The organism is Sorangium sp. So ce327 (assembly GCF_051530205.1).
GTDB classification, from domain to species: domain Bacteria; phylum Myxococcota_A; class Polyangia; order Polyangiales; family Polyangiaceae; genus Sorangium; species Sorangium cellulosum_B.
Genome location: NZ_CP150330.1, coordinates 3,108,780 through 3,119,866, shown reverse-complemented (window position 1 = coordinate 3,119,866; position 11,087 = coordinate 3,108,780). Strand labels below are relative to the sequence as shown.

The following is an 11,087-nucleotide window of genomic DNA, read 5'->3' as shown; positions in this document are numbered from 1 at the left end:
GGACGTCCAAGGGCGGCCGAAGAGGTCTCGGGACCCCCGAGGCCAGCCTGACCTCTCCCTCGCACGTCTCTCCGGAAGGACCCGCATGGTATCGATGTATTTCCCGCTGTTCGCTTCCCTTTCGCGCCCTTCGGCCGCGGCGCCGCGCCGCTTCGGGGCGCGGCTCCGCCGGCTCGGGGGCGCGCTGCCGCTGGCCGCCGCGCTCATGGCCGCGCCCGCATGCGCCGCCGCCGAGGGGTATCCGCAGGGCGCGAGCTACGCCCCGTACGGCGCTGACGAGACCTTTCCTTCACAGCCCGCCGCGACCCGGCCGGTCCAGATCGAGGTCCGCGTGAGCGCGCAGACGCAGCTCGAGGCGGACGAGTACGAGGACACGGATCCGAGCGCCCTGATCGAGTTCTACCGGCCGCTCGCCCCTTACGGCACCTGGGTCGACGACCCGAGCTACGGCAGGGTCTGGGTGCCTTCCTGGTCCGAGGTTGGCCTCAATTTCGCGCCCTACCAGACCGACGGGCGCTGGGCGCTGACCGACGAAGGCGAGTGGCTCTGGGTCAGCGACTACGCGTGGGGTCACATCCCCTTCCACTATGGCCGCTGGATCCGGACGACCGGCCACGGCTGGGCGTGGATCCCGGGGCGCGCGTACGCGCCGGCGTGGGTCGTCTGGCGCGTCGGCGATGACGGCTATGTCGGCTGGAGCGCGATGCCGCCCACCTACTCCTGGCGCGACGGCGTCGCGGTCCCGCTGGGGACCGTTCCCCCTGAGGCGTATGTCTTCTGCCCGACGACGCACGTGTTCCACGATCACGTCGACATGCATGTCGTCCGCGATCGCGATGAGATCCGGCGCATCACCAGGCGCTCGCGCACCTACAGGCCGGCGCTGCCGACCGCGGGCAGGCCCCAGCGCAGCTGGGCCCGCCCGGATGGCGCGGAGCGATCGAGCCCGTCCGGCCGGAGCCGTGCTGGCGGCTATCGCCCGGCGTCGCCCTCGCTCGTGGAGGTCGGCATTCCGTCGTCGGACGCGCCGAGGTTCCGCGGCAGGCCGGACCCGCGCGCTCTTGCCTATTCGCGCAAAGCGGCGACGCCGAGCGCGCACGTCGCGCCGGCGCCGGTGCCGCGTCTCTCGGCGCCCCCTGCTCCCTCGGGCGGCGACCGGCCCCAGGCGCGCGTGCTGCACGCCCCGAGGACACCCGCTTACCCTGCCCCGACCCCGGAGCCGCGCGTCAGCGCCACGCCGCACGTCGTCGCCACGCCGCCTGCTACCGCCGCGCCGCGCGTCGGCGCCACGCCGCGGGTCGGTGCCACGCCGCCTGCTACCGCCGCGCCGCGGGTCGGCGCCACGCCGCGCGTCGGTGCCACGCCGCGCGTCGGCGCCCCGCCGACCACGTCACACGCGGTCCCGCACCACGCGCCGTCGGTCTCGGCGCCTCGACCGATGCGACCGGCGACACCGGCACCGTACGCGGGCGCGACGGTCGCGAGGCCGCCTGCGAGCCCGAGCGCGCCGCCGTCCCCGGCGCGCCCGAGGATTCGCATCCCGTCAAGCCCGGCTGCGGAGGAGGCGGCGCCGGCGCCTGCATCCGGTCGCCCGCAGTCGAGGTGACGCATGGTCCACGTATTGCGACATCCGCGCGCAGGAGAAGAACCGATGACTGCTCCCGCCGACTTTATGAAGCGTCGTTCCGTGGGGATATGGTCGTTCCTGCTCGTCGCTGCGCCCCTCGGCTTGGGCGGCTGCGTTCTCGCCGACGACGAGGATGCCCGCCGCGATGAACCCCCGGTGCACAACGGCGACGAGGACGAGGGGGACAGCCGCGTCCCTCCGCCACGTGCCCCCGCGGGCGACCCCCGGCTCGTCGCCATCGATACGGGCGCGGTCCTGAGCAGCCCGCCGGGCGAGGGCATCGGCATCTTCATCGAGTACGCCCCCGGCGGGACGTGGAAGCTCTGGACGACCTGCGACAGCAACACCTCCAAGGTCATCTGCAGCTTCGATCTCTATGTCTCGGTGGACACGTCGTCCCAGCTGTTCGACGTCGTGGGGATCGAGCTCGAGACGAAGGACTCGACGCGCCTCGTGAGCGATGGCGTCGCGCATCTCCACGCAGAGACCGGCTCGGACATCGACGCGATGGAGTTCACCACGACCCAGGGCGCCATCATCCGGCTGGAGGCCTACGTCGACGGGGTCCTGCAGCCTCGCTTCGTCTACTGGTTCGGCGACGGCGTCCTGCACCAGGGCGCGCCCAGCAACCCCCTCGACTTCAAGCCGACCGCGCCCTGAGGGCGATCCCGCCGCTCCTCCCGCTGCCAGCGCTGCGGGAGGAGCCCCCGGCGAGGGCGCGCGCCGCTGCCTCAACCTCGGTCGGGCGCCGACACCTCAACCTCGGTCGGGCGCCGACACCTCAACCTCGGTCGGGTGCCGCTGCTGCCTCAACCGCGGTCGGGTGCCGCTGCCTCAACCTCGGTCGGGTGCCGCTGCCTCAACCTCGGTCGGGCGCCGCCGGGTGCCGACACCTCAACCTCGGTCGGGCGCCGCCGGGTGCCGACACCTCAACCTCGGTCGGGTGCCTCGGCGCATGGCACGTAAGCGCGGCGCTCCGGATGGTGGCCTGCAATGTGCAATGTCGGGCGCGCAGGGACGTCTGAAGAGATCTGAGGGCGCCCGAGGCCAGCCCGACCTCTCCCTGGCACCCCCCTCCAGAAGGACCCATCATGCTGCCGATGCCTTTCCCGCTGTCCGCTTCCCCCTTGCGCCCTGCACCCGCGGCGCCGGGCATCCCCGGGGCCCGGCTCCGCGGGCTCGGCGGCGCCCTGCCGCTGCTCGCCGCGCTGATCGCCGCGCCCGCGAGCGCCTCCGCCCAGCCCGCCGAGCCCCCGTCGGTTCAGGTCGACGTCCGCGTGAACGCCGAGATCGCGGCGGACGAGTACGAAGACACCGACCCGAGCGCCCTGGTCGAGTTCCAGCAGCCGCTCGCCGCGTACGGCACCTGGATCGACACCCCGGGCTACGGCACGGTCTGGGTGCCCTCCGCGGTCGTGGTCGGCCCGGATTTCGCGCCCTACCAGACAGCGGGCCACTGGGCGCTGACCGACGACGGCGACTGGCTCTGGGTCAGCGACTACGCGTGGGGCCACATCCCCTTCCACTATGGCCGCTGGGTCTGGATCTCCTCCCACGGCTGGGCCTGGATCCCGGGGCGCACGTACGCCCCGGCGTGGGTCGTCTGGCGCGTCGGTGACGCCGGCTACGTCGGCTGGGCCCCGATGCCGCCCACCTACTACTGGAGCAGCGGCGTCGCGGTCTCGCTGTGGACCGTTCCCCCGGCGGCGTACGTCTTCTGCCCGACGACGCACGTGTTCCATCGCCACGTCCACACGCACGTCGTCCGCGATCGCGCGGTCGTCCGGCGCATCGCCGCGCACTCGCACACCTACAGGCCGGCGCGGCCGACCGCTGGCAGGCCCGGGCACGCCGACGTCCGCCCGCGCGGCGATGGTGGCGCGGGCCGCCCGAGCCCGCCCCACGGCATCCGCCCTGGCGGCTACCGCCCGGCGTCGCCGTCGCTCGCGGAGGCCGGCGTTCCCTCCTCGGCCGCCCCGAGGCACCGCGACAGGCCGGATCCTCGCGCCCTCGCTTACGCGCGCAGGAGCACGACGCCGAGCGCACGCCTCGCGCCCCCTCCGGCGCGCCGTCCGGCGTCGCCTGCAGGCGACGACCGTCGCGCGGCGCCCGCGCTGCGCACGCCGCTGCACCCGCGGGGGACGCCCGGCGGCGACGCTCCGGCCCCGATCGCCAGGCCCGGCCTCCCCGCGCGGGGCGTCTCCGACGCGGGCGCGCTGCCCCGCACCGGCGCGAGCCCATCGCACCGGCCCTCGCGGCCCACGGTCACGCCGCCGTCGCCCGTACCCGCCCCGGAGCCGCCGGCCGCCACGCGTGCCCTCCCGCACCGATCGCCGTCGGCCACGGCGCCGCGGCCGCTGCCGCAAGCGACGCCGGCGCCGCAGCCGAGCGCGAAGCCGCGCGCGCTCCCGAGCGCGCCGTCGTCCCCGCCGCGCCCCAGGATCCACCTTCCGTCAGGCCCGGCTCCGGGGAAGACGGCGCCGGCGTCCGGTCGCCCACGGTCGAGGTAGCGCTTTGGTCCACGTCTTGCGACGTCCACGAGCAGGAGCAGATCCGATGACTCTTTTCGCTGACTTTGTGAAGCGTCGTTCACTGGGGCTGTGGTCGTTCCTTCTCGTCGCTGCGCCCCTCGCCTCGGCCGGCTGCATCATCGTCGACGAGGACCGCGACCACGATGGCCATCACGTCCACGACGACTGGGACGACGGCGACGACGACACCGTTCCCCCGCCGCCCGCGGACGACGTGCGGCGCGTCGCCATCGACACGGACGCCACCCTGAGCACCGAGCCGGGCGAGGGCGTCGGCGTCTTCGTCGAGTACACGGAGGGCGGGACGTGGACGCTCTGGACGACCTGCGACACCAACATCTCGAAGGTCGTCTGCAGCTTCGATCTCTATGCCTCGGTCGACACGGCGTCCGAGCTCATCGACCTGGCGGGGATCGAGATCGAGAAGACGGACGAGACGCGCCTCGTCGACATCGGCGTCGCGTATTTCCACGCCGAGACCGGCTCGGACATCGACGCGATGACGTTCGCCACCACCCCGGGCGCCATCGTCCGGCTGGAGGCCCACCTCGACGGGGCGGAGGAGCCCCGCTTCGTCTACTGGTTCGGCGACGGCGTCCTCCACGAGGGCGCGCCCAGCAGCCCGATCGACTTCGAGCCGACCGCGCCCTGAGGGCGCGCTCGTGCCGCCCGCTCCTCCCGCTGCCCGCGCGGCGGGAGGAGCCCCCGGCCAGGACGCACGCCGCTCAGGGCTCTTTCTTCGGCTGGATCGGCTGCCCCTCGACGTCCCACGCCTCCGGCTCGCCGAGGCCGATCCCCTGGAGCTGCGGCAGGATCTCCTGCCGCGGTCCCACCACCACGACGGTCGCCGTCTTCGGATCCACGGCCCTCGCGAGCTCCGCGAGGCTCGCCAGCGTCGCGCTCTGCCGCGCCTTGCTCGCGTCGCCGTCGAACGTCTCCGGCAGCTTCAGCCGCGCCAGCGTACCGAGACGCTGGGCGGTGCGGTTCACGGTCTCGTAGGCGGAGACGAGATCCGCGCGATCCTGCGCCTGCACCTTCGCCAGCTCGTCCCGGGTCAGCCCGGAGTCGGCCATCTTGGCGAGCTCGGCGAGCATCTCCTTCAGGGCGGGTCCGGTCGCCTCGGTGACGACGGAGGCCCGCGCAACGAACGCGCCTGGCAGCCTCGTCTCGGTGAACGTCGAGCCGGCGCCGTAGGACCAGCCGTGATCCTCGCGCAGGTTCTGGTTCAGGCGCGACGTGAACGAGCCGCCGAGCGCGGAGTTGATCAGCTGGAGCAGCGGCCGCCGAGGATCGCTCGCCGCGACCCCCTCCCGCACGGCCGCGATCACCGACTGCGGCGCCCCCGGGCGGTCGACGAGCACGAGCCGCGGCGGCTTCCACGCCGGCGCGGCGGCCGCCGCGCCCTTCGCGGCCGGCGCGGCGCTCGCCGTGGCGCCCTTCGCCGACCACGTCCCGAGATCGCGCGAGAGCGCCTGCTGCAGCTCGTCCCGGGTGATGTCGCCGACCACGGTGATCACCGCGTGGTCCGGGCGCCACGCCGCCTTGTAGAACGCCTTCACGGCCGGCAGCCCGATCGACCTGGCGTCCGCGACCAGGCCGTCGACGGGGTGCCCGTACGGCGTGCCCGGCCCGTAGAGCGCGGCCATCGAGACCAGCCCCGAGACCCGCGTCGCGTCGTCTCCGCGCTTCCTGAGGTCGTTCTGCCAGAGCTCGCTGACGCGCTTCCACTCCTTCGCCTCGAACCGCGGGCGCGCGACGACGTCGGCGAGCAGCGAGAACGCCTTGTCGAAGTTCTTCTTCAGCACGGAGAGCGTCGCGACGCTGCCGTCGGCGCGCGCCCCGACCGAGAGCGTGGCGCCGAGGTCGTTGATCGCGCTGGACAGCTCCACCGCGCTCCGCGTCCCCGCGCCCTCGTCGAGCATGTCCGCGGTGATGTGCGCGAGCCCCGCCGCGCCCTTCGGATCGTCCGCCGCTCCCGACGCGACGCCGATGGCCACGGACACGATCGGCAGCGTGTGGCGCTCGAGCAGCCACACCTTCGCGCCGTTCGGCCCGTCGAGCACCACCGGCGCCGGCGGCGTGAACGGCTGCGGCTTCGGCAGCTCCGGCCTGGGCCCGAGCGGGTCCGCGGGCTTCGCGGCCGCCGGCGGGGCGCTCGGACGCGGCGCCTCCGCCCGGGCAGCGGACTGCGCCGGCGTCCTCGGCTCGCAGCCGAGGGCCGCGGCGACCAGCGCGATCATCGCGCCTGCGTGTCTCGCTCTCATTTCGTCACCGCCTTCTTCGCCTCTTCGCTGCCCTTCGGCACGACCCGCAGGATCACCCGGGCGTTCGGGTCCAGGGTGCTCTTCGCGTACGCCTGCAGCGACTCCGCCGTCGCGTCGCGGTAGCGCTTCAGATCCTGCTCCACGAACCCGGGCTGGCCCTTCGCCGTCTCGTACTGGTTGAGCATCGAGGCCCGGCCGGCGACCGACTCGAGCGCCGTCACGAAGGCGGTCTCGTACTGGTTCTTGGCCCGATCGAGCTCCTCGCGGCTCAGCTTCGCGTCCCGCACCTTGGCGAGCTCGGCGTCGATCGCGGCCTCGACCTTCTCGAGCGGCACGCCCGGCCGCGCGATCGCCTCGACGGTGAACGTCGAGCCGAGATCGCCGGAGCGCTGCACGGCGCTCACCTCCTGGGCGAGCTGCTTGTCGTAGACGAGGGCCTTGTAGAGGCGGCTCGCCTTCCCCTGCTCGAGCGCCGTGGCGAGGAGGTCGAGCTCGGCGTCGCCCGGCGCGAAGTGCGCGGGGCTGTGCCAGGCCATGATCACCTTGGGGAGGTTCACGTTGTCCTCGATCGTCTTGCGCACGACGCCGCTCAGCTTCACGGGCGAGGGCGTTGTCGCCGCGGGGACGGGCCGCTCCGGGATGCCGCCGAAGAGCCGCTCGATGAGATCGCGCGTCTTCTGCGCATCGAAGTCGCCGGCCACGACGAGGGAGACGTTGTTCGGCACGTACCACCGCCGGAAGAACGTCGTGACGTCGTCGACGGTCGCGGCCTGGAGATCCTCGTGCGAGCCGATCACGGGGTGGTGGTAGGGGTGCCCCTGCGGGTACATGAGCGAGGGCATGAGGAGGTCGACCTTGCCGTAGGGCTCGTTCTCGCTCGTCTGGCGGCGCTCGTTCCGCACGACGTCGCGCTGCGCGTTGAGCTTCGGGAGGTCCATGCTGTCCGCGAGCGACGAGAACCGATCGGCCTCGAGCCAGAGCAGGAGCGGCAGCGCGTGGGCCGGCGCCACCTCGTGGTAGGCGGTCCGGTCCTCGCTGGTCCACGCGTTGTTCCAGCCGCCCTCGGCCTCCATCCAGGCGTCGAACTGCTTCGTGGGGACGCGGCGCGTGCCCATGAACATGAGGTGCTCGAACAGGTGCGCGAAGCCGGTGCGCCCCGGCTCCTCGAACCGCGAGCCGACCTTGACCATGAGGTTCAGGGCGACCATCGGCAGCGCGCGGTCCTCGTGGAGGATCACGGTAAGGCCGTTCTTGAGGCTGTACTTGGTGAACGGGATGTCGAGCTTCGGCGCCTGGGAGGCCGCGGCCTGAGCCACCGCGGCGGGCGCGGATGCCGGGGCCGCGGCCGGCGCGGCCGCCGGGGCTGAAGCTGGCGCAGCCTTCGGAGCCGCGGCCGGCGCGGACTTCGGTGGCGAGGACGTGGCCTCGGGCGGAGCTGCCGGGGCAAGCTTCGGCCCGGACAGAGAGAGGGCCGCGGCCACGGCGACCAGGATCGGCCCGGTGGAGCGCGGGAGCGGCGGGTGACGCGCGCGGGTCTGCATGAGCCCGAGGGTTGCGCCGGTCGCGGGCGGGGCGCAAGCGGGCGGGAGCACGGATTGCGGAGACGCGCCCGGCCAACGGGTGCGGTTGTCAAGTTGTCACGGAGGAGGGACGCACGGCAGAACGGAAGGAGCGCGCGGCGCGGGCGGGACGGCGGAGCTTGCGAGGGCTGAGCGCCGGCCGAGGTCGCGAGCCCCGCGTGATCGCGGAGCCCCTGGGAGAGGGCGCTGGAGCGCTGGCCGTCCTGCGCGCGGAACTCCTTGATGCGCGCGAGCTGCGCATCGGCGGGCTCGTCGACGTCATCGTCGAGCAGGAACTCGAGCGCCGACTCGAGCTCATCGACATGAGTTCGCTCTGACGGAGTGGAGTAACAACCTCGTCTACAACCGGGCGTTGCACTGCGGATACCCCCCGGAGAATCAGAGGTTCCACTCGAACCTGCGCGGCCAGTACGACGTCGCCGGTCCCTCGACGCCGGTGGCTCGACCCGAACGACGCGAGCCGCGACCGCCGATGGCGAGGCGCCGACAACCTGCTGTGAAGAACCCTGCGCACCTGGGTAATGCATTGCTCCTCATTCAGGGGTCGCCGCGCTGACCACTTCGCACCTCGCCCCCGCGAAGCAGTCGGCACATTCTGAATTATCGGAATTTTTGGCATGCGCGGCGCGCGCCCCGACACCGTCTGGCAGGGCACGACGCGTGCTTTGTCGCCTCCGGCGCCCGCGAAGCGCCTGATGAATCGCTCGCGTACAGCGCGGGCGGCTTTGCCGCCGTGGAGCTCCTTTGCCTCGTGAGGGTGCTTTGAGACGACGTCTGCCTTGGATTCACGCGTTGCTCGCCCCCCTGTCGGCGGCGATGCTCTGGTCCGCGCCTGCTCGCCCCGGCGAGCCGCCGCAGCTCTCCTGGGACAAGCCGGTTCGCTGCATCCGGTCGCCAAAGGGCGGCGCGGTGCGCGTTCAATGCGAGCCAGGCCCGGAGGGCGAGCGCTGCCTCGTCGCGCCCGATCACCTGGCCCACGACGGCGGCGCGCTCGACAAGGTGCAGCCGTGCAACGTGGTTGAAGACACCGAGGCTTACCGGGCCCTGACCGCGCGCGGCGCCCGCCTCGTCGCCGCGATCCCCGAGGCGCCGCCGGGCTACGCGCGCTCGGCCGAGGGCAAGGCCTTTCAGGTCAAGTTCGATCTCCTGAACCGGCTTTACCTGGGCGCGTCCTGGCTGCCCACGTTCCATGGAAACAACGGGCTCCCCGTGCCCGCGAGCTTCCCCCTGGGCCGCGGGAGGGCCGAGGCCGGTATCCACGTGAGCGTGCTCTCGACGCGCTCCCGCGCCCGCCATGACATGCGCATCCTCGAGGGGGCGGCCACGTTCGACGATCTCGAGCTCTCCGGGGTGCTCTTCAGCTACGATTACCAGCACCTGCACCGGCGGCCGGCCCACTGGATCAGCACCTTCGTTGGCAAGCCGCGGCTTCACGCGATCTCGCCGCGGATGGGCTGGGGCTTCCGGGTTGTGTCGGTGAACGACCGCCCTCCCGCGCGCCGCGACACGCTCGACGTGGAGTTCGGCGAGGTCCACCTCGCGTGGAGTCCGTGGCAGTCGAACGACATGTACAGCCACATCCGGCTCGAGGCGGGCGCCGATCTGGGGGAGTACTGGGAGCGCCGATCGGAGATCGACGACGGCCTGGATACAGGCGCTCTGTACGTCGGCCCGACGGGCGCCCTCAAATCGCGCTTCAGCCTCGGCGAGGGCGGCCTCCACGCGCTCTCGACCGCGTTCACCTACCGGCGCCCGAGCATCGCGGCCGGGAGCGGGAGGGGAGAGGCGATGAACCGACTCGAGGCCACCATCGCCTACGAGGGGATCCTCCTCGCGATCAACGATCAGCCCATCTCGCTGCGGCTCGCCGCGATGGGGGTGAGCCGCAACGACCTCGACAGCGACATTCGCGACGTGGAGGTCAAGGCCGCCGCGGGCCTGCGGGTGTCGTTCTGGGCTCCCCCACGGGTGTTCGAGCCGATGCCCGCCTTCGAGGACCCGTGACGGCTCGGCGCCTCGCCGCGCTGCTCGTCATGGCGGCGGCCGCGGCGCTCTCCCCGCGCGCCGGCCGCGCCGAGCCGGCGCGCGAGGAGAGCGAGGAGAGCGAGCACGCGGACGGCGGCGATACCGCCGTTTCCGAGGAGGGCCGGCGCTTCCGCGTGCGCTTCGACCCGGCGAGCCGGGTGTGGCTCGGCGTCGCGTCCGCGCTGCACCGGGGCGCGGGCGGGGCGATCGAGATCGAGCCCGAGATCGACGCGGGCCTGTCCTACCGCGCGCGCAGCGTGACGGGCTCCGGGCCTGGCCGCGTGGTCTGGCAGGCGGATCACCGCGTCCTCGCCGGCCGGGTGTCTCCGGCGGGGCAGGCGCTCGACGGCGTGCCCGCGCTCGACGCGGCGCTGTACGGCGCGTCGTTCTTGCGGCACGACGAATCGCCGCGGGTGGTCTTGCCGATGTCGCCGCCGATCGCGGTCCCCTTCCCCTTCGACATCGGCGCGGAAGCCGAGGTGGGCCGGGTGAGCATCCCCTCGATCCCGCGGCGCCAGGGCGACGGATCGCCGGCGCCGCTGATCCGGCTCGGCGTGGCGCGCGCCACGGCGATCCTCGATCCGTGGCGCACGGGCGAGGCGGGCCGCAGCTTCGAGATCGGGCTCGGGGTCCGTTACGACATCGACGCTTACGCGGAGTCCCCCTCTCCCCGGGCCGCGCCCGCGCGCCGCACGCTCGGTGAGCCCAGGGTCGTTCACCGGATCGCACCCATGACCGCGGGCTCGCTGCGGCTGCGGCTCCAGAGCGGCGACGGGCTGACGGTCTTCGATGGTCGAGGCGACGTCGTCCCGCACTGGACGAGCGAAGAGCGCTGGCGAGTCCTCGTGCGCTCGGCCGCGCACGTCGAGAGGATCCTGGCCGCGATCGACGATCAACCCATCGCCGCGGTGATCGAGGGCGAGTACCGGCTGCTGCCGCCCGCCCTCGATGTGCAGGCGGTCCATGATCTGCGCGTGAGCCTCGGGCTCGCGTTCACGCTGGCGCTGCGTTAAGGCGACGACCGGGTTGAAACCGCCTGACGACCGCGTCTCGCCCCCGT

9 protein-coding genes are annotated in these 11,087 nt (G+C 73.1%); 7 read left to right on the top strand and 2 right to left on the bottom strand.

Going from position 1 to position 11,087, the window contains the following annotated elements; all coding sequences use genetic code 11:
- Positions 1-85 precede the first annotated feature (85 nt).
- The 4 genes from WME95_RS11910 (at position 86) to WME95_RS11895 (ending at position 4,810) form a co-directional block, all read left to right on the top strand.
- Entirely contained in the window at positions 86-1,606 is a 1,521-nt protein-coding gene (locus WME95_RS11910; protein WP_437908495.1) for a DUF6600 domain-containing protein, read from the top strand.
- Positions 1,607-1,651: 45 nt separating this feature from the next.
- Positions 1,652-2,287, top strand: coding sequence for a hypothetical protein (locus tag WME95_RS11905; RefSeq protein ID WP_437908494.1), 636 nt, complete (start codon positions 1,652-1,654; stop codon positions 2,285-2,287).
- A 431-nt stretch (positions 2,288-2,718) separates the two neighbouring features.
- Positions 2,719-4,137, top strand: coding sequence for a DUF6600 domain-containing protein (locus WME95_RS11900; RefSeq protein WP_437908493.1), 1,419 nt, complete (start codon positions 2,719-2,721; stop codon positions 4,135-4,137).
- A 67-nt stretch (positions 4,138-4,204) separates the two neighbouring features.
- Complete coding sequence (locus WME95_RS11895) at positions 4,205-4,810, top strand: hypothetical protein (RefSeq protein ID WP_437908492.1); 606 nt, start codon at positions 4,205-4,207, stop codon at positions 4,808-4,810.
- Between the two features lie 73 nt (positions 4,811-4,883).
- On the opposite strand, the gene WME95_RS11890 is transcribed toward WME95_RS11895, so the two are convergent.
- Both WME95_RS11890 and WME95_RS11885 read right to left on the bottom strand, forming a co-directional pair.
- Positions 4,884-6,422 carry a M16 family metallopeptidase gene (locus WME95_RS11890; RefSeq protein ID WP_437908491.1) on the bottom strand — a complete coding sequence of 513 codons (1,539 nt, stop codon included), beginning with the start codon at positions 6,420-6,422 and terminating at the stop codon, positions 4,884-4,886.
- Complete coding sequence (locus tag WME95_RS11885) at positions 6,419-7,963, bottom strand: M16 family metallopeptidase (RefSeq protein WP_437908490.1); 1,545 nt, start codon at positions 7,961-7,963, stop codon at positions 6,419-6,421. Before WME95_RS11885 ends, WME95_RS11890 begins: the two co-directional genes overlap by 4 nt.
- Before the next feature lie 197 nt (positions 7,964-8,160).
- Here WME95_RS11885 and WME95_RS11880 point away from each other — a divergent pair, with 197 nt between their 5' ends.
- The 3 genes from WME95_RS11880 (at position 8,161) to WME95_RS11870 (ending at position 11,040) form a co-directional block, all read left to right on the top strand.
- Complete coding sequence (locus WME95_RS11880) at positions 8,161-8,319, top strand: hypothetical protein (RefSeq protein WP_437908489.1); 159 nt, start codon at positions 8,161-8,163, stop codon at positions 8,317-8,319.
- Between the two features lie 475 nt (positions 8,320-8,794).
- Positions 8,795-10,006 (top strand): hypothetical protein, encoded by a 1,212-nt coding sequence (locus tag WME95_RS11875; protein WP_437908488.1) that lies wholly within the window; start codon positions 8,795-8,797, stop codon positions 10,004-10,006.
- Positions 10,003-11,040: a hypothetical protein gene (locus tag WME95_RS11870; RefSeq protein ID WP_437908487.1), complete on the top strand. Its 1,038-nt coding sequence runs from the start codon at positions 10,003-10,005 to the stop codon at positions 11,038-11,040. Before WME95_RS11875 ends, WME95_RS11870 begins: the two co-directional genes overlap by 4 nt.
- Positions 11,041-11,087: the final 47 nt, after the last annotated feature.